This window comes from Candidatus Arsenophonus nilaparvatae, assembly GCF_045346035.1.
GTDB lineage: Bacteria > Pseudomonadota > Gammaproteobacteria > Enterobacterales > Enterobacteriaceae > Arsenophonus > Arsenophonus nilaparvatae.
In genome coordinates this window covers 455,527-474,430 of sequence record NZ_CP158507.1, presented here as the reverse complement: position 1 = coordinate 474,430, position 18,904 = coordinate 455,527, and the positions used below count along the sequence as shown (strand labels likewise).

Annotated in this window: 16 protein-coding genes, 3 tRNA genes and 1 pseudogene; 10 read left to right on the top strand and 10 right to left on the bottom strand. The window is 34.3% G+C overall.

Annotated elements, in window-relative coordinates; translation table 11 throughout:
* Positions 1 to 270: 270 nt before the first annotated feature.
* Both WH390_RS02375 and WH390_RS02370 read left to right on the top strand, forming a co-directional pair.
* The gene (locus WH390_RS02375) at positions 271 to 732 is read left to right on the top strand and encodes a DUF3757 domain-containing protein (RefSeq protein ID WP_406850646.1); all 462 of its coding nucleotides are present in this window, start codon (positions 271 to 273) and stop codon (positions 730 to 732) included.
* Positions 733 to 1,018: 286 nt separating this feature from the next.
* Positions 1,019 to 1,423 (top strand): hypothetical protein, encoded by a 405-nt coding sequence (locus tag WH390_RS02370; protein ID WP_406850645.1) that lies wholly within the window; start codon positions 1,019 to 1,021, stop codon positions 1,421 to 1,423.
* 174 nt (positions 1,424 to 1,597) lie between these two features.
* On the opposite strand, the gene msrA is transcribed toward WH390_RS02370, so the two are convergent.
* From msrA to WH390_RS02325, 9 genes are all read right to left on the bottom strand, one after another.
* A complete protein-coding gene (gene msrA / locus WH390_RS02365) occupies positions 1,598 to 2,137 on the bottom strand; it encodes a peptide-methionine (S)-S-oxide reductase MsrA (RefSeq protein WP_406850644.1) in 540 nt (179 codons plus the stop codon).
* Positions 2,138 to 2,394: 257 nt separating this feature from the next.
* On the bottom strand, positions 2,395 to 3,921 hold the full coding sequence (locus tag WH390_RS02360; RefSeq protein ID WP_406850643.1) for a peptide MFS transporter: 1,527 nt from the start codon (positions 3,919 to 3,921) through the stop codon (positions 2,395 to 2,397).
* 504 nt (positions 3,922 to 4,425) lie between these two features.
* Entirely contained in the window at positions 4,426 to 5,370 is a 945-nt protein-coding gene (locus tag WH390_RS02355) for a Kdo(2)-lipid IV(A) acyltransferase (RefSeq protein WP_406850642.1), read from the bottom strand.
* Between the two features lie 403 nt (positions 5,371 to 5,773).
* A complete protein-coding gene (locus tag WH390_RS02350; RefSeq protein ID WP_310509040.1) occupies positions 5,774 to 6,373 on the bottom strand; it encodes a LuxR C-terminal-related transcriptional regulator in 600 nt (199 codons plus the stop codon).
* Positions 6,374 to 6,849: 476 nt separating this feature from the next.
* Positions 6,850 to 7,899: a dihydroorotase gene (pyrC, locus tag WH390_RS02345; protein WP_406850641.1), complete on the bottom strand. Its 1,050-nt coding sequence runs from the start codon at positions 7,897 to 7,899 to the stop codon at positions 6,850 to 6,852.
* Positions 7,900 to 8,066: 167 nt separating this feature from the next.
* Positions 8,067 to 8,142: transfer RNA gene (locus WH390_RS02340), tRNA-Asn, on the bottom strand.
* 215 nt (positions 8,143 to 8,357) lie between these two features.
* A tRNA-Asn gene (locus WH390_RS02335) sits at positions 8,358 to 8,433 on the bottom strand.
* 288 nt (positions 8,434 to 8,721) lie between these two features.
* A tRNA-Asn gene (locus WH390_RS02330) sits at positions 8,722 to 8,797 on the bottom strand.
* A gap of 152 nt (positions 8,798 to 8,949) precedes the next feature.
* Entirely contained in the window at positions 8,950 to 9,435 is a 486-nt protein-coding gene (locus tag WH390_RS02325) for a YlaC family protein (protein ID WP_310512613.1), read from the bottom strand.
* A gap of 475 nt (positions 9,436 to 9,910) precedes the next feature.
* On the opposite strand from WH390_RS02325, the gene cspE reads away from it, so the two are divergent.
* The 6 genes from cspE to motB all read left to right on the top strand — a co-directional run bounded on the left by cspE (position 9,911) and on the right by motB (position 14,293).
* Positions 9,911 to 10,123, top strand: a complete 213-nt coding sequence (gene cspE / locus WH390_RS02320; protein WP_026823671.1) for a transcription antiterminator/RNA stability regulator CspE — start codon at positions 9,911 to 9,913, stop codon at positions 10,121 to 10,123.
* Between the two features lie 105 nt (positions 10,124 to 10,228).
* Entirely contained in the window at positions 10,229 to 10,423 is a 195-nt protein-coding gene (gene dsrB, locus WH390_RS02315; RefSeq protein ID WP_406850640.1) for a protein DsrB, read from the top strand.
* A 1,048-nt stretch (positions 10,424 to 11,471) separates the two neighbouring features.
* A complete protein-coding gene (flhD, locus tag WH390_RS02310) occupies positions 11,472 to 11,819 on the top strand; it encodes a flagellar transcriptional regulator FlhD (protein WP_032116607.1) in 348 nt (115 codons plus the stop codon).
* 2 nt (positions 11,820 to 11,821) lie between these two features.
* A complete protein-coding gene (flhC, locus tag WH390_RS02305) occupies positions 11,822 to 12,391 on the top strand; it encodes a flagellar transcriptional regulator FlhC (protein ID WP_032116606.1) in 570 nt (189 codons plus the stop codon).
* Between the two features lie 124 nt (positions 12,392 to 12,515).
* Entirely contained in the window at positions 12,516 to 13,409 is an 894-nt protein-coding gene (gene motA / locus WH390_RS02300) for a flagellar motor stator protein MotA (RefSeq protein WP_032116605.1), read from the top strand.
* Between the two features lie 2 nt (positions 13,410 to 13,411).
* Complete coding sequence (gene motB, locus WH390_RS02295; RefSeq protein WP_069187518.1) at positions 13,412 to 14,293, top strand: flagellar motor protein MotB; 882 nt, start codon at positions 13,412 to 13,414, stop codon at positions 14,291 to 14,293.
* 763 nt (positions 14,294 to 15,056) lie between these two features.
* On the opposite strand, the gene WH390_RS02290 is transcribed toward motB, so the two are convergent.
* Complete coding sequence (locus tag WH390_RS02290; RefSeq protein ID WP_032116604.1) at positions 15,057 to 15,368, bottom strand: DUF5339 domain-containing protein; 312 nt, start codon at positions 15,366 to 15,368, stop codon at positions 15,057 to 15,059.
* A 378-nt stretch (positions 15,369 to 15,746) separates the two neighbouring features.
* Here WH390_RS02290 and flhB point away from each other — a divergent pair, with 378 nt between their 5' ends.
* Both flhB and WH390_RS02280 read left to right on the top strand, forming a co-directional pair.
* The gene (flhB, locus tag WH390_RS02285; RefSeq protein ID WP_032116603.1) at positions 15,747 to 16,898 is read left to right on the top strand and encodes a flagellar biosynthesis protein FlhB; all 1,152 of its coding nucleotides are present in this window, start codon (positions 15,747 to 15,749) and stop codon (positions 16,896 to 16,898) included.
* Positions 16,891 to 18,480, top strand: a pseudogene (locus WH390_RS02280) (flagellar biosynthesis protein FlhA); the annotation flags it as partial. The gene flhB and the pseudogene WH390_RS02280, both read left to right, overlap by 8 nt.
* Positions 18,481 to 18,904 lie beyond the last annotated feature (424 nt).

The window sequence follows — 18,904 nt, the reverse complement described above, 5'->3', positions numbered from 1 at the left end:
GTATTATTTTACCAGGTAATATATACATTAAAAAATTGAAAACTGATATAAATAACTATTTTATTAACCAAATAGTGAATAAAATAATTTAATAACACTAAATTATTTTAATATCACAGAAAATTTTGTAAAACAGTTGTTACTGTAAATTAATCAAATCATATCTTAGTTAATATAATCTTGTATTAATGTATTTCTGGTATACAAATCATGTTCTACTTAAATATATAAATAGTAATTTGTACAAATATATAAATAAGAGCATTTGGCATGAAAAAAATAGTAACCATGATAATTGTAGCATCATCACTTGGTTTTTCTCTAACATCTCAGGCCACTGAAAATTGTCCGGCATTAAATAAAATTGCAGGTGCTAGCGGTGTTTTCCGCGCAGATGGAATAAATGGAGAGTGGCGTGGAGTGTTGCAAGGCATTATTACAGAAAAAGCAGCGCTACAATCTTTTGAAATGGCACTTGCAATACAGGAAAGTCAGACGGCTCCTAGCAAGTTTCAGCATTGTACCTATTTAGTTGGTGATGATAAAACCCTAGATATGAAGTTTGTTTTAACGAATGAAAATGAAAATGAAATTGAAAGAGAGTTTACCATCCAAACTGTAGGTAACCTATGGAAAAAAGAAGATGGGCCTTTTGGACTTATTTATGATGCCTGTGAAAAAACTGCGCCAGAGAATTGTATATTTACAGTTGATCATTTAAATATCCTTTAAAGAATAATTTTTGGTTCTGTCACAGTAAGATTGCTTCAATTTGTTCAAAGCAACAGATAGCAGTTTTATGGTAAACAGCTATTGATTTTATTGGGTATCTGTTTTATTAGGACGGAACCTTTATTTTTAATTTAGTCGAAAGGGCCAATACTGTTTAAAAAAAGAAGCTGATTAATAAAGGCTAAATGTTCTATTAAGCGGATTTTGGTTTTAGCCTAATATAAAATAGTATAAATTTTTCGCTCCCATATATTTGTTAATAATTAATTTCTATTAGGTAAAGGGTATGAATAATTTCGGTATTGGTAATAAACATGGTTATATTCGATTATCAAGTGACAGTTCTATGAATGCCACAGTTAGTGATATTGGCCACACTAACGTATTATCGGATCAATTGGCTAGTGTGAAAAATAGTGCCGCTGCTAACTATCAACCAGATAATTCTCACATGGGAAATTATGGACGTAGTACTCAGGATAATGGTAAGGATACAATGAGAATGGCAATAACTAAGCTTTATAAAGTGGTTTCTAATTCTGATAAAATAAATATTGATAAAAAAGATTTAAATAAACTAATTGATAAAATGAATCATAATGACGTTAATTATTATGATATAAAAAAACAAGTCACAACTTTAGGCGAATTAAAAGTCTTGCATCGCAGTATAAGTAACAAACATAGCTGAATCGTGAAATTATCACTTAGAATATAAAAGATAATAATTAGTAGGCGATGGTGATTAAATAGCAGTTATTTTAATAAGCGTTTATAAAAGATTAATAATTGTCGATATTAAAATGGCAGCAAAAATCCCCAATACCATGCTAATTATTTCTTTTGTTAAAAGTTCACTGTTTGCTTACGATGGTGAGCGGCAATTGTTAGCAAAAAGTGAGCGTAGCTTTTGTAATTTGGCAGGGATTATAGCTAAACAATAACGGTTCTGTTGACCTTCATTCTGCCAAAAATTTTGATGATATTTTTCTGCTGGATACCATTTTTTAAAAGGCTCTAAGGTCGTTACTATCGGTATTGCATAGGTTTGTTGGGCATTGTTTATCGCTATTTCGGCGGTTTGTTTTTGTTGCGCAGAGGTGAAGAAAATAGCGGAACGATATTGGCTACCAATATCATTGCCTTGTCGGTTTAATTGAGTTGGATCATGGGTAGCAAAGTGGATATCTAGCAACTCATTATAGTTTACTTGTTGTGGATCAAAAGCGATGCGAATAGCTTCTGCATGTCTTGTATTACCGGAGCAAACCTGTTCATAAGTGGGGTTTTCTACAGTTCCACCGGTATATCCGCTTTCTACCGATTTTACACCAATTACCTGTTCAAATATCGCCTCGGTACACCAAAAACATCCACCACTAATTACTGCATATTCAATAGTCATAGTGATTGCCTTGTAAGCTGGTCAATAGAATTAGAATCAATTAATACGATTTATCAAAAAAGATGATAGCTATTTTTGTCATATCAAATGAGTCGTCTGAGTCTAGTTTATTACTGTAATATAGTTTTAGGTTGATAGCTATTCTAAGTGGTTAGCTTATAGTTTTGATGCTGAAAATAGTCAACATTTTGATTTTTATCTGTTATTAATAGCTCCCCTTAATTTTTCGATCGAGGGGAAGAAATTCATTATTTAGCCTAAATTGTTTGTTGATCGGCGTTTTGTAGCATTTTTCTGATAGGAATAATTAAGATTGCCAATACCGCAGCGCAAATTATTAGGGCAATAGAAACGTGGGAAAATAGTGTCGGCATAGATTGTAACTGTTCTTTATTGATATTTCCGCCCATAATTCCTGCAACCAGATTACCTAACGCGCTAGCACAGAACCAAAGCCCCATGACTTGTCCGCGCATTTTTTTAGGCGCCAGTAATGTCATTGTTGCTAGTCCAATTGGACTTAAACATAATTCACCTAAGGTTAATAATAATATACTGCTGATTAACCAAATAGGTGAAACATTGATATTATGCATGATAACTATGTTTGCGGCTAGCATCATAACGGCAAACCCAGCAGCAGCAAATAAGATACCTACGACAAATTTTGTGGTACTAGTCGGGTTTATATTGCGCTTAGCCATTGTTGGCCATAGCCAACTGAATAGCGGGGCAAGAGTGATTATGAAAAGCGCATTAATTGATTGAAACCAAATAGTTGGAATTTCAAAGCCATTATTAAGATGGCGATCAGTATAGTCACGAGCAAAAATATTAAATGAGGTCGGTTTTTGCTCAAAAGCTGACCAGAAAAATGTCGCTGAAATAAGTAAGATGAGGCAGACTAATAAGCGCATCCGCTCATTTTGATTTAATCCTGCCAGGAAAAACATATAAATAAAATAGAGGCTAACAAAGGCGGCAATAATATAAGCAAAACTTTTGGCCACAATGGTAGCATTAAATGGCACGATATCGGTCGCAATAAATATCACGATAGCGGCCAATAATACCATTACAAATGTGATCCATTTACCAATGTTTTTACGCTTGACGGTTGGTTGCTCCCAACTAGCATCAATACCTGTTTCTTTACTATAGCGACGCATTTGGGGGACGGCATAAAATCGGAAGATAAGTAGAGCAACCAGCATCCCAATTCCACCAAGGCCAAAGCCGATATGCCAACCATATTTTTCATAAAGTGGTCCAATAATTAACGGGGCAATAAATGAGCCTATGTTAATTCCCATATAGAACAGTGAAAATCCGCCATCACGGCGTGTATCATCTTTTCTATACAGAGTACCAACCATAACAGTAACACAGGTTTTAAATAAACCCGTTCCAAGTACAATAAATAATAATCCGATAAAAAATAGGCTATTACCCCAAATTGCAGAAAACGCGATGGAGAGATGGCCTAATGCAATAATTAGTGATCCATACCAAACTGCTTTACGCTGCCCAAGCCAGTTATCAGCTAACCATCCGCCAGGGAGTGAGGTAATATAAACTCCACCGGCAAAAATACCAACAATAGCTGATGCTTGCTCGATTGTTAATCCCATTCCTCCTTGCAATAAGGTTGCACTCATAAAGAGGATCAACAGTGGCCGCACGCCGTAAAATGAAAAACGTTCCCACATCTCAGTTAAGAAGAGAGAGCTCAGAGGATAGGGATGACCAAAGAAGGTTTTAGTTTTTGTGACTGTGCGTTGCATCTAAATATTCCCCATCAATACTCTACCAGTGAAATTATAAAAGTAAAAAATATTAGCCTTAAGTTATAAAATATTCTCTTTTTCAGTTCAAATATTGCTGTTAATCCAATATCGTGCAATATTATTTTCTATTTAATTATTAGAAAACTATATTTACTTTTATTTAACCCATTTTTTATAAAAAAGTCGACAAAAATATTATTTTTCCTACCTTAGATAGATTAAAAACAGAAAATATAGTTAATGTAAATTTTTAAATTTAATTATTATTAAATTTAAAAATCATGTAAATCAATAAGATAAATGTTCATTTTCTGATTGTTATTATATTGTTTATAATAAATTTAATTTGAAGTAAAAAAAATGATAAAGCCATCATTTAATCACATATTAGGGTGATATTTTAGCATTTAATCAATAGTTAATTTAATGATAGTGCATTAGCAAAAAATTGTCTGGATAAGCCTAGTGACTGGTCAGATAACACAGTCACTGGTAGCTTTATTAATCGTGTATGTTATCAAGCTCACCATAAAGCGATGGCATATCTTTGGGTCTAGTTTTAAATCGACGATGTAGCCACATATATTGCTCGGGCGCTTGCATAATCTGTTTCTCAATCAATTTATTCATAAAAGCTGCAGTAGAAATTTCATCCTGCTGTGGCAAGTGGGTTATTGCCGGTTGGATAAGCAATTCATAACCTTTTGCGTTAGCTAATCGCCTGGGGGTAAAAGGTATTATGGCTGGATCGGCAAGTTTTGCCAGAATATGGGTACCAATAGTGGTAGCAGTATGTTTGACAGCGAAAAAAGGCACAAAAACACTTTTTCTTGGGCCATAATCGTGATCTGGCGCATACCACAAAATTTCTCCGTGCTTTAGGCTGCGTATCATGCCCTTTATATCTTTGCGATCAAGCATAAATTTATTAGAGCGCAACCGTCCTCGGGTTTGCAACCAATCCATTACTGGATTGTCGTTTGGACGATAAACACCAATACCAGGATTTAAGATACCAAAGATACGAGCGCCTAATTCGAGCGTTAGAAAATGAATTCCTACTACGATGATCCCTTGCCCTGTCTGCTGAATTTTTTCAATATTATTCTGTCCTTTAATCGTAAACCAGTGTTGTATTCGTTTATCAGACCAGAACCAGGCCATACCTGTCTCAAATAATCCCATACCTACCGACTCAAAATTTTTATCGATCATTTGCTGGCGTTGCTGCGCACTCATAGCCGGAAAGCAGAGTTCTAAATTACGCTCTGCAATCTGTAGGCGTTTTTTTAGAAAATATTTGGCTAACCGTCCAAGGCGAGTTCCTAGCCAATAGATAACAGGATAAGGTAGTAAAACCAGTAAATAAAGGAGCCCAATTCCTAACCATGTTAGCCAATATTGGGGATGTAAATATGAAATTTTAAAAGGAGTTACTTTTATCATCTGCGTTTTGTTTAGTCAGTATTAATATTAATATTATCTATTGTGACACCTTTTTAGCAAAGCTAAAACTATAATTGTATATTTAACCGCCATTCACTACTTAACATTGGTTTGCTTTAAGAGGGGGTTACTATACGTTTTTCCGTTGATGAGGGTGATATGCTGCAATTTAATATGGTCTTTCTTTTTAGCGGTTGGTATAACTTATTAAAGATCATATATTAAAGTATTTTATCAATGATATCAGATGTAAATGAAATAAAAGATATTGAGCACGAGAATGATTGGTCGTACTCATTTTAAATAAATGCAAAGCAAGAAAATTGATATAAATTAAGAATAAAATTAATTATATTATTTATAATATGATTAAGTTGTATTCCTTTTGTAAATAGAAAATATTTTAATCATTCGAATATATATATTTAAAAATATTATAAACAAAAAAAAGTTCAATTCGATTATTAACAAAAATTTTTTCAGTAATGTGTCTTTTATGGGAATACACAGTGCTATTACTAATTCCAAGTTTTCTGGCAATAACGTGATTAGGTACTGCATTCATCCAATTTTTGATAATTTTTTGCTCTTGATAACTAAAAATAGATGCATTGTCATTGGATAAATAAGTGATATTTTTTAATATGCTATTGGTTTCTATTAAACGTTCTAATACATGATTTAATATTTTTTTAGACATAATAAAACATTGATTTTTTAGTAAGATGGGCCGATTCGTGAAAGGGTAAGGAGAATCAAGATAAATATAGAAACGTACATTATGTAGTTTTTCAATAAATGTTTGTAGTTGATTACAATACTCTGCATGATGACAATAATGTGTTAAATTGGCTAAAACAACATCAGGAGAAAAATTATTAATATGATTAATGGCAGAGTTAATATTATCTTGACTAATAAACTGTAGTTTATTGATTTTTGATAAATATTCACTGATGCCTAATCTTGTATAATAACATTCGTCAATGATTAAAACTTTCATTACAAAACATCCTTGTCTAAGTAATAGATAAACGATAAATTTCTTATTGATTTCTTGCTATAAGTAAAATAAGAAATAACGATAAAATTTTGTAAATGTCTTACTGTTATATAATTAAAATATCATAGTAAGTATTTAATTGAATACCCATATTAGCTTAATATTGTTTATTAATTGATTTAGTTTATTTATATAATTTAGCTTTATTAATAATACTTTTCAGAAAGTATATTCATTATCTTTCTGGATTTTTATTAGTTTTATTGTTTATTTTATAGAATTTTTTTGCTAAACAGATTAACTAATGTATGATCTTATATTGATTATAAATAATATATTGTTAATAAAATAAACCTCGATAATAGCGTTATTTTTAATGAAATAGCTGTTTTTTAAGCACAAATCATATGATAAAAGATGACCGTGGTTGATAAATTAATAATCAACCATTGCCATGGTAACTTTATAGTAGAGAATTATAGTACATTGATTTCCCAATTAGCATCTTCATTTGCTAAAAAAGGAATTAAATGATTTTTACCTTGGGAAATTTTGTCAGGTATAATTACTTTTTTACGTTTAAGTTCAATAAACCCTTCATTAACAGGTAAGCCATAAAATTTAGCGCCGTTTAATGAACAAAACGCTTCAAGGTTTTTCATCGCATTCATTTCATCAAAAACGGTAGCATAAGCTGCAAGGGCCGTAGGTGCATTAAAAACACCGGCACAACCACAGGCAGACTCTTTTCTATTTTGTGTATGGGGTGCAGTATCTGTGCCAAGGAAAAAGCGTTGACAACCTATTGTTATTGCTTCACGTAATGCTTTTTGATGGATGTTGCGCTTTAGAACAGGTAGACAATATAAATGAGGTTTGATGCCACCAACTAACATATGATTTCTGTTAAACATTAAATGTTGTGGTGTGATGGTCGCAGCCAGCTTTTCATTACCAGCCAATATATATTGAACGGCTTCTTTAGTGGTAATGTGTTCAAACACAATTTTTAGGCTGGGGAAATTTTTTCTGATAGGCTCCATCGTTTGATCAATAAAATAGGCTTCGCGATCAAAAATATCAATATCACTGTTTGTGACTTCACCGTGAACTAATAGTGGCATACCTATTTTTTCCATTTTGGCAAAAACGGGATAAATATTGGCTATCTTTGATACCCCATATTTAGAGTTAGTCGTTGCGTTGGCTGGGTAAAGTTTACAGGCAGTAAATATCCCCTGATTGAAGCCTTCTTCTACTATTTGGGCGTCAGTGGAATCGGTTAGGTAGCAGGTCATTAATGGTGTAAATGAATGTTCTGCAGGGGTCGCGTCAAGGATCCTTTCTCGATAAGATTTTGCTTGATTAATATCAGTAATTGGCGGTACCAAGTTTGGCATAACAATAGCTCGACCAAAAAATCGGCTAGTATAAGGCACAACAAGTTTTAATATATCATCATCTCTAAAATGAACATGCCAGTCGTCTGGGCGGCGAATTTTAATAGTTGTCGTGATTTGGGTCATTAAATTGACTCTATCTTAAAAGTAGATAATGAAAAAGATGAGTTGTGAGTATGTTAACTAGAGATGATAAAGTGAAAAAAGCAAAATAGCTATATTAAATAGCAGATTAACCTGTATCAAACTAATAAGTTATAAAAGTAATAACAAAAGTATAAGCTAAGATTGTTTGGCTCCTCCAACTGGACTCGAACCAGTGACATACGGATTAACAGTCCGCCGTTCTACCGACTGAACTATGGAGGAATAACATTAGATGAGCATTGAATGTTATCGATAGAAAGTCAATTTGTCAAAGACCAAAAGGAGTTATATTAATCAGCAGTGCGGAGTTTTGAATATAACAATATGTTGGCTAGCGAGAGGTTGCGTTCTAGTAAGCATAACGGTTGATTTTTAATCTATCTAATTTGCCTATGAAAGCAAAAAAACTGCCAATTAGGCAGGTTTTCTTAAGAATCTGGCTCCTCCAACTGGGCTCGAACCAGTGACATACGGATTAACAGTCCGCCGTTCTACCAACTGAACTATGGAGGAATTGGCTGTGCGCTTCACAACGAGCGGAATAATAGCGGGGCTTATCTTAGTTGTAAAGTGTAAAAATGAAAATAATCACTGTTTGGTCATAAGGTAATCAAGAGCCAAGATTTTAGATTTAAAAATCCGAGTCTTATGTTGTAGAAGTTTAAAAAATTGACCAAATTGAGTGGCGTATTTTGTATTAGCTAAAAGAATTGGATGAAAAACAAGTAAATTTTGGCGGCGTATAATTATGGTATGTTAACTAAAAAGTAAAAGCCCGCATGATTGCGGGCTTTAAGTATTTGGCTCCTCCAACTGGACTCGAACCAGTGACATACGGATTAACAGTCCGCCGTTCTACCGACTGAACTATGGAGGAATTAAGCAAGCTAAAAAAGCTGGCTGCATACTAACGATGTCCTGCACCACTGTCAACGTTAAAAATATAATATCTTTACTGTTTGTTTATACTGTAATCACATTGCATCAAAAATAAACTATTTATCTGATATTATATGAGTTTTATATGAATTATGAGCGATTTTTTATTGAATTAGGCGGGTATGCAAGTAGATATATATCATAAAATGTTATTTTGTTTTTTTGCTTGATAAGACGTTTTAACTCGGTTTTGATTGCATTGTTGATAGTTGGCTCAGCAAGTATTTTATTAATCGCAGCATCTGATACTTTTTCAGTAACAAACCATTCACCATTGTAACATACACGTAAATCTAGTATCCCAATATCCTTAAAGCGGTATGTTGGTTTGATATCAAACAGTAATGCAGCGGCGAGCAAAAGAAAAAAAAGTGTAAAACCGATTGTCCAGTACAAACCAAAGTACGAGGTATGATAGATTAGAATCGCTGTTAGCAAGTAAGTCATGACCATTCCTATACATAGGTATGGATGGGCAGTAATAAACTGCCAATTTAGATAAGGCCTATTATTACGGTTTTGCTGTTTATTTATTTGGCAGAGATTTTCATTCAGGATTACTTTTATCATATCCATGATATTTACCTTAATTGATTAGATTTATAGATGAATCTAAACCCTGAGACTAGTATATTAAATTGCTTGAGTTATCGACATATCTTTTTTTCTTTTATTTTAAACAAAATTTCTATTGATTAGGAATCGTCCCAAACAGAAAAAAAATTTATATTTATGGATTTATTTAGATCATTTTGATTTTTTTATTAATTTATTGGGTTAACGAAGAATATTCTTGAAAAAATTCGATTTTTTTCTTAAACAAAAGCATAAAACTATTGATATTATTAACTACTCGTGCGTTAATGGGAGGAAGCCTAATAAACAGATCTATTTTATTTACGACATTTAAGTTAATGTGTTATGAGTAGCGTTATCCTTGATAGCCTTTCGACCGTTTCTTGCTGAGTGCTTCCATGAATTAAATAGTGATGTAGGCTTTTGTATACCTGCCGAAAGCGGCAATGTTTATTAGTTATATAGGAAAAGGCACATGTCTGACAAAATGAAGGGTCAAGTGAAGTGGTTTAACGAATCTAAAGGCTTTGGTTTCATCACTCCTTCTGATGGTAGCAAAGATGTATTCGTTCACTTCTCTGCCATTCAAGGAAATGGATTCAAAACCCTGGCTGAAGGGCAAAATGTAGAATTTACTATTGAAGATGGTTCGAAAGGCCCAGCTGCAGCGAATGTAACTGCTCTTTAAGATTAGTTAAATAAATGGATTTCTTGAAGCCTGTCGTGCAAGCGGCAGGCTTCTTTATTATTATTTTGTAGTATTGGTACAACATTCAATTTTTTGGCATAACCGATGAAAATCAATGATAGCGTTTTAGTAAAGACTGATGGCGAGCAGATGAGAGAAGGCATTATTCGATTAATAGAGCCTTTTAATGAGGGAGTAATGTATTTAATTGAGTTGCCTGAATATCCTACTGGTATTTGGTTTTTTAATGAGAATACGGCAGATGCAGGTATTTATGTGATACCAAAAGAGAGTGACTAAATATAAATTAACATCCTCCTAACCTAGTGAATTATTATTTCTGCACTGAATATCTTTGCCATAGGTAAAGGGTTTTTAAAGCTGATTAAATTGATAATTGTTTTAATAAATAATTTATAACTAAATATGCTTTATAAGCCTATAAGACCAGGTATTATTTACTAAAAAATTATTATTTTTATATTATATTTTTAAAAATATTTCTTTTATTATTTGTATTATATATTCTAAATTTTAAATAAAAAAATCTCTATTAAGAATATCTTTATTTTATAAAACATTTTTATATCAAGAATAATATATTTTTTATCGTAAAATAAGTGATTTTTTATATGAAAATATCTTCAATGTTATTTTTGGCCTAAAAATTTATTAAATAAGATTTTTTACTTACCTAACATATTGAATTGTATAAATTATTTTTAAATTCGTTATGAGTCACTGATATTCATAAGTAAGAGAATTATTATTCATTCTCAACGTAAATAAAATTTACAAAAAATAGTTTACAATGATAAATGTCGTATTTGTGTTTTTTTCATTTGCATGTGTATTGGTTTTTGCTGATTTTATAGCATTATAATCTTCTTATTGTCGTTATGTTGCGTTTATTGTTTCATGTATTGCTAATTAATGGTTATTTTAATATTTATTAATTGATTAAATTAATAAAATAACCTTAGTTATTATTCTATTTTTCTGAGTAGATAAATTAATAAAAAAAATTAATATTGAGTTTAATAACAAAAGCCGGCTATTTTTGATATAACATAACGTCAAATTTAAATAGCCTAAGTACAACTGAATAATCGTAAGAATCAGCTATAAAGATGCAGCTTATTCTGGTTATTAAGTGTGAATTTTTATTCAATTTACAAATGTTGAAGTAAGTTATGACCATAAGACTTTGGTTTTTAAGATAGATTTATAGAGCAATTTTTAGCGGCTGAGTAAAAAGAATTTAACCCATTAGATATCATTAATGGTAAGTACTCTTATAGCCAAACACCAGCAAATTTAACTAAATAGAATAAATGAGTATAAAAATATGAATACAGCAGATTTATTGAAGCAAATTTACGATATTAACCTTTCTTATTTATTACTTGCACAACGTCTTATTAAGGAAGAAAAAGCTTCCGCTATGTTTCGACTGGGTATCACCGAGGAAACGGCAGATTCATTGATTAGTTTGACATTACCACAGTTAGTTAAGTTAGCTGAAACTAATCAATTAATATGTAATTTTAGATTTAACAATAGCGAAACGATTGAACAATTAACTAAAGAATCTCGTGTTGATGATCTACAACAAATTCACACTGGAATTTTATTATCAACTCATTTGTTCCAACAATTATCGGAAAATGATAAATCGATAAAAAGAAGGGCATAATTATGGCGAGTAAAAGTATTGTTCAAGAAGCAAAAGATATCCATTTGGCTATAGATTTAATTAATTTAGGTGCACGTCTTCAAATGTTGGAAAGTGAAACTCAACTCAGCCGAGGACGATTAATTAAGTTATATAAGGAATTACGGGGTAATCCACCACCTAAAGGTATGTTGCCATTCTCAACCGATTGGTTTATGACTTGGGAACAAAATATTCATTCTTCTATGTTTTATAATGCTTATCGCTTTTTATTAACCAGTGGTCATTATAGGGGAATAAATGCTGTCGTACGGGCTTATGGTTTGTATCTGGAACAATGCTGCACTGAACCAAGCAAACCACCTATACTTGCTTTGACAAGGGCATGGACGCTAGTTCGATTTGTTGATAGTGGCATGTTGCAACCATCAACTTGTCGCTGCTGTGGTGGAACTTTTATTACCCATGCACACCAACCAGTGAACAGTTTTGCTTGTAGTTTATGCCAACCACCTTCAAGGGCGATCAAAAAACGTAAACATTCTTGTCAATTTGCCGATATTCATCCGCAAGTATTGGGGAAAATTCAGTAGTGGAGCAACTGAGCTTATAAAATAGAGAATTATGGTTTAGGTTTACCATAGCTCTCTTATAGGTCGGTATGTTAGCTTTGAATACGGATCTCTAGTTCATCATTATCAATAAAGGGAATATCAGGTGCTTATATTCTTAGGCTATCTTGTGGTTATTGGAGCAGTATTAGGTGGTTATTTACTTGTTGGGGGGCATTTGTCTGCTCTTTATCAACCGGCCGAGTTTTTGATTATTTTAGGGGCTGGCTTAGGTGGTTTTATCGTAGCAAATAATGGCAAAGCGATTAAAGCAACATTGAAGATATTACCAAAATTACTAACAAGTTCGCGATATAATAAAATAATTTATATGGATCTAATGGCACTACAATTTCTATTACTATCAAAAGCGCGCCAAGAAGGAATTTTATCGTTGGAGCGAGATATTGAAAATCCACATCAGAGTGACATTTTTTTTCAATATCCTAAATTATTAAATGATCCGCATTTAATAAGCTTTTTAACTGACTATATGCGATTAATGGTTACTGGCAATATGAATGCCCATGAGGTTGAAGCATTAATGGATGAAGAAATTGCCACTTTTGAACATGAAGCTGAAATCCCTGCGGTTAGTTTAAGTATGTTAGGTGATTCATTACCTGCTTTTGGTATAGTTGCCGCGGTGATGGGGGTGGTGCATGCACTTGCTTCTGCGGATAGGCCTGCTGGCGAGATGGGAATATTAATTGCTAATGCGATGGTTGGAACTTTCCTGGGAATTCTACTGGCGTATGGTTTTATTTCACCATTAGCAAATTTGGTGCGACAAAAGAGCCATCAGCAAATTAAGATGATGGAATGTATTAAAGTCACTTTACTGTCATTCCTTAACGGTTATGCCCCACGAATTGCGGTAGAATTTGGTCGGAAAACGCTATTTTTAGATGATAGGCCCTCTTTTTATGAATTAGAAAATCATGTTCGTAGTATGAAGAATCCGATTGGTACCAATTCTTCTGATGTTAAAGATTCTTGATTATGAAAACAGCAAAATCTACTATCATCATCAAGAAAAAACGGCGTAAAAAAAAGGGTTATTATCACACTGACTCATGGAAAATTACTTATGCCGATTTTATGACCTCTATGATGGCTTTCTTTTTAGTCATGTGGATTTTATCTATTTCTAGTCCTCAGGAACTGACTCGTATTGCCGATTATTTTCGTACACCACTGAAAACTTCATTAAATGAAGGCACTAATAGTAGTGATGTTACTAAACCGATACCTGGTGGTGGCCAAGAAATTATTTATCAAGACGGTGATACAACAGTAGAGAAAACTATTCAACTACCAGACAGTGAACCAGAAAGATTTAAAAAATTACAACAGGATCTGGAACAATTAATTATGAATGATCCTCGTTTGCAGGATGTAAAATCTAATTTATTAATAGATTTAATTGATGACGGTTTACAGATACAAATTATTGATGGTGAAAGTCGGCCTATGTTTGGCACTGGCAGTGCGGTAATTGACAAAAATATGCGAAAAATTCTCCATATTTTAGCACCGGTATTGAATGATTATCCGAATAAAATTAGTCTTGCTGGCCATACTGATAGTACCCCATATGCTAAGGGCGGTTATGGTTATAGTAACTGGGAATTATCGGCAGATAGGGCAAATTCTTCACGCCGGACATTAATTAGTGGTGGTTTGAAAGAATATAAAATCATCCGTGTGGTAGGCATGGCCTCAACGGTACCATTAGAAACCAATCCAGCGGCAGCCGCTAATCGTCGAATTAGTATTTTGGTGTTAAATAAAGAGCGTGAAGCGGCAATTATTCATGAAAATCAGCGGCCACAGCTTACAAAAGAGACTAAAGAAAAAGGCAGTCAATTGAAGAATTCGTAATTGCTTTAGTACATCAGCAATATTATCTACCGACAATGGTAGATAATGTTACCTCAACGAAAAAATAAATAACTATTTAGACGCGCTTTATCAAATATTTTCATAAAGCAGAAGAACGTTTTGAATGAGATGGCGCAAATATTGTTGTTTTTAATATTTCATAAGGTCATTATTCGTTGGGGTTATTCACTTTTTGTTAAAATTTATGCTGCAAAATCTGGCTTTTGTCAGTTATAACAATAGAACTATCTTTGTTGAAAATCTGATTAGATAGTTTTTTACATTAAACAGTGTCAATACGCAAAGTTATATGACAAATTCTGGCTCAACAACCGAACAAGGGCGTTGTTGGTTGTGTGGCAGCGCCTTATCTTGTGCAAGAAATGATTAAAAAGCGTGATCCGTCCTATTACCCACTGAGTATTATGGTTAATAGAACGGAAGACATTATTATTGTCTCTAAAGCGGAGCCAGCAAATATGCGGTGAAATATTTTGCTGCTGGAATTTTTGAGCAGAAAATTGAACAGATTATTCAATAAATGACGTAAAACATAAGAATGAAGTATAAGCAGTAGGTAACACAAAGAAGCTGAATCTTATCGCGTTAAGTTTAGAAACTGGCTGGTAGACTTACGGTGGATAGTTCGCGGTTATTTATGGTTATTGATGATTTACAATAGCCAACAAAAATAAAAGAGATACAAGATTATTCAAAATAAAATAAGCAATGTATCTCTTCTTAAATAATGATCGAATATTATTTACTTCATATTTAACGACTGTTTTATCTGCTTCATCGCATCGATGCCTTGTCGGCAAGCTTTATCTTGCTGATCTTTAGGCAGGGCAATGATCTGTTTTTTACCATCTTCAAGTTGATTTTTTATAGAATCAAGTTGTGCTTTGGTTTGTGGGTTTTCAGAAGCCTTAGTAACTAAGGAATCAACTTCAGAGAAATAAGCTTTACAGGTATCGGTTGCACCGATATAGTCGATTTTTTTCTCTTCTTCTGAACAAGCAGTGATGATAAATGCGAATAAACCCATGCTACAAGTTAATAGTAATTTTCTCATAATAATCCCTAACCAAATAATATTTATCTAGTTTATAAAGTATAGATTCATTTTATAAAGATGTGAAATATTAATAGTTTTAATCAGGTTGTACATTTTCCTCATGATCGTATTTTATAGAATGAAAAAAACAAAATAGATAAAACGATCACTCATTGTTATATCAGCAAATTAATATCAATGGATATTAGCCATAACTTAATGATTCTATATAGTGAAGAAATATTAACTATGTTTATCTTATTATAATTTTTTCATCTGAGCTAATAGCGGAAATAATAACTATTCCTTCTCTGTTATCTTCCTTTTAAGTTGATTTTATTATGGCAAGCTTAGCGCCTTTCCTTTGTCAAAAGAAAATTAACGGAGTAAAAGGGAGTGGCACAAGAGAGTGATTTAGAAAAAACCGAAGAACCTACTGCCCGAAAAAAGGAAAAAGCAAAGGAAGATGGCCAGGTTGTTCGTTCCCGTGAATTAAGTTCTTTTTGCATGTTAATTGCCGGTGTTTCGCTATTCTGGGTTTGTGGCCATTATTGTTATCAAAAGCTCCATATACTTTTTTCACAGACTTTTTATTTTAATAAATATATTTTATACAATAGTCACCTATTGCCTAAATTAGTGTTTGAGTCGATTAAAGTTGGCCTCAACGCATTATTGCCGATTATAGCCGGATTGGTATTAATCGCTTTTGCTGCTCCTAGTTTTTTTGGTGGTATACATATTAATTTTAAGTCGATTAAATTTGACTGGAAAAAATTAAACCCAATCTCTGGATTGAAACGCATATTTTCAATCCATGCATTGGCAGAACTGTTTAAAGCATTATTGAAAGTTATATTAGTTTCTATTGGTATCAGCCTTTTTGTGTGGGTCAATCTTCCTCACTTTTATCATTTAGTCACCGAACCGCGTTATCTGGCATTAACTCAGGCGACACAATTAATGATATTTGCTGCTTATATTGCCATATTTATGCTTATTCCACTAATCGGCTTTGATCTTATTTATCAGCTGCTTAGCCATTTGAAAAAACTTAGAATGACTCGCCAAGAAATCAAGGATGAATTCAAACAGCAAGAGGGCGATCCACACATTAAAGCACGTATTCGTCAGCAACAGCGAGAGATTTCCCGCCGTAGAATGATGGCTGATGTGCCAAAGGCAGATGTTATTATTGCTAACCCGACTCACTATGCAGTTGCTTTACAGTACGACAATCAAAACATGCAAGCACCTAAAGTATTGGCTAAAGGGGCTGGATTAATTGCATTAAATATTAAGCAACTGGGTGAAGAAAATCGTATTCCAGTGCTGGAGGCACCACCTCTGGCAAGAGCACTTTATCGCCATAGCAAAGTCGGTGGTCATATTCCGGCAACACTTTATGCCGCGGTAGCAGAGGTGTTGGCCTGGGTATATCAGCTCAGACGTTGGCAGCGAGAAGGCGGATTGAAACCAAAGAAACCAACTAATGTATCAGTACCTCAGGGACTGGATTTTGCAGGAGATAATAATACTCATGGCTAACTTAGCCTCACGATTGCGTTTACCTAAAGACTTAAAAGATACTCAATGGCAAATTTTAGCCGGACCAATATTGATCTTATTAATTTTGTCGATGATGGTATTGCCATTGCCGCCTTTTTTATTAGATATGTTGTTCACTTTTAATATTGCCCTCTCGATTATGGTGTTATTAGTGGCCATGTTTACCAAGCGCACTCTTGAATTTGCGGCATTTCCAACTATTTTGCTGTTTTCCACTTTATTACGACTATCACTCAATGTGGCTTCAACCCGCGTTATTTTGTTAGAGGGACATACCGGATCGGCGGCAGCAGGTAAGGTTGTTGAATCCTTTGGCCATTTTCTGGTGGGTGGTAATTTTGCGATTGGCATTGTGGTTTTTATTATTCTGATTCTGATTAACTTTATGGTGATCACCAAAGGTGCTGGTCGAATAGCAGAGGTGGGTGCCCGCTTTGTGTTAGATGGTATGCCAGGTAAGCAGATGGCGATTGATGCCGATCTGAATGCCGGCTTGGTTGATGAAGCGGAAGCGAAAGCGCGACGGAAAGAAGTTAACCAAGAGTCTGATTTTTATGGCTCAATGGATGGTGCTAGTAAATTTGTGCGTGGTGATGCCATCGCCGGACTGATGATTATGGCGATCAATATCATTGGTGGGTTAGTGGTTGGTGTCGCTCAACATGGTTTAACGTTGGGTGAATCAGCGAGTATCTACACCTTGTTAACCATTGGTGACGGCCTGGTGGCACAGATCCCGGCATTAATTATTTCTACCGCTGCTGGTGTGATTGTTACCCGGGTTGCGACTAATGAAGATGTCGGCGAGCAGATGTTGGGCCAACTGTTTGATAACCCACGGGTATTGATGTTAACGGTGGGAGTATTAGGTTTGCTTGGGCTTGTCCCCGGTATGCCAAATATTGTTTTTTTGCTCTTTACTTTGGTATTAGGTTTTATTGGTTGGAAATTGATGAAACGCTCGGCCAAACCGGTAATTGATGTTGAGCAACAACAAAAAATTGAACAGCGTTACCAGGCGGTAGAGGTTAGTTGGGATGATGTTCAGCCTGAAGATCCATTGGGTATGGAGGTTGGTTACCGTTTGATCCCATTGGTTGATCAGGGACAAAATGGCGAGCTGCTTAATCGAATTGGCGGCATCCGCAAAAAATTTGCCAAAGAAATAGGTTATTTACCGCCGGTGTTACATATTCGCGATAATATGGCGTTGAAGCCCGAAGTCTATCGTATTTTAATGAAAGGGGTAGAAATTGGTCGGGGGGAATCCTATCCAGGGCGTTGGTTGGCAATTAACCCAGGTGGTGCTATCGGGGAATTGATCGGTGATGCGACCCAAGAGCCTGCTTTTGGTTTACCGGCTATCTGGATCGATGAAGCATTACGTGAACAGGCGCAAGTGCAAGGTTATACGGTGGTTGCAGCTAGTACGGTAATTGCGACGCATTTTAATCATCTGTTAAGTCGCTTTGCTAGTGAATTATTTGGTCGTCAGGAAGCGCTGCAGCTTTATGAACGGATCAGTAAAGAGTTACCGAAACTGACGCAGGATCTGATGCCTGATGATAGGACGTGAGATATTTAAACGGGAAACGTGCGATAAATGTGGATCTACCTGGGACAAACTGGATCTATCTGGGACAAGTCAGGGTGATTAAGTTACACATAGTGAAACAGAAATCATCACTCAAATTAATCGATTATTGAAATCATATTGCTGCTTGACGCCTAGGAATTTCAAAGTTTTTTTTGGTTAAAAAATAACCAAAATATATGATCTGGGTACCTATAACTGATAGGCCATGTCTGTAAGCTGCTTAAAGCGATTCTGAGAACAAAGCGGTACGGGTTTGGATGGTTTAGGGGGAGAAAACTCCGTAACGAGGCTCACAGTGGCCTTAAAATAAACATCTAGCTCAGATGTCTGGCGCTAGTTTCACAGAAGACGATTTGCAGCCGCTAGGCTGATTCGTTCAAGTCGTATC

Excerpts from the sequence above, each read along its gene's own strand:
- msrA (WP_406850644.1), bottom strand. The coding sequence starts at position 2,137 with ATGACTATTGAATATGCAGTAATTAGTGGTGGATGTTTTTGGTGTACC.
- WH390_RS02360 (WP_406850643.1), bottom strand. The coding sequence starts at position 3,921 with ATGCAACGCACAGTCACAAAAACTAAAACCTTCTTTGGTCATCCCTAT.
- WH390_RS02375 (WP_406850646.1), top strand. The coding sequence starts at position 271 with ATGAAAAAAATAGTAACCATGATAATTGTAGCATCATCACTTGGTTTT.
- WH390_RS02350 (WP_310509040.1), bottom strand. The coding sequence starts at position 6,373 with ATGAAAGTTTTAATCATTGACGAATGTTATTATACAAGATTAGGCATC.
- WH390_RS02370 (WP_406850645.1), top strand. The coding sequence starts at position 1,019 with ATGAATAATTTCGGTATTGGTAATAAACATGGTTATATTCGATTATCA.
- pyrC (WP_406850641.1), bottom strand. The coding sequence starts at position 7,899 with ATGACCCAAATCACGACAACTATTAAAATTCGCCGCCCAGACGACTGG.
- WH390_RS02290 (WP_032116604.1), bottom strand. The coding sequence starts at position 15,368 with ATGAGAAAATTACTATTAACTTGTAGCATGGGTTTATTCGCATTTATC.
- motB (WP_069187518.1), top strand. The coding sequence starts at position 13,412 with ATGAAAACAGCAAAATCTACTATCATCATCAAGAAAAAACGGCGTAAA.
- WH390_RS02355 (WP_406850642.1), bottom strand. The coding sequence starts at position 5,370 with ATGATAAAAGTAACTCCTTTTAAAATTTCATATTTACATCCCCAATAT.
- flhD (WP_032116607.1), top strand. The coding sequence starts at position 11,472 with ATGAATACAGCAGATTTATTGAAGCAAATTTACGATATTAACCTTTCT.
- dsrB (WP_406850640.1), top strand. The coding sequence starts at position 10,229 with ATGAAAATCAATGATAGCGTTTTAGTAAAGACTGATGGCGAGCAGATG.
- cspE (WP_026823671.1), top strand. The coding sequence starts at position 9,911 with ATGTCTGACAAAATGAAGGGTCAAGTGAAGTGGTTTAACGAATCTAAA.
- flhC (WP_032116606.1), top strand. The coding sequence starts at position 11,822 with ATGGCGAGTAAAAGTATTGTTCAAGAAGCAAAAGATATCCATTTGGCT.
- WH390_RS02325 (WP_310512613.1), bottom strand. The coding sequence starts at position 9,435 with ATGGATATGATAAAAGTAATCCTGAATGAAAATCTCTGCCAAATAAAT.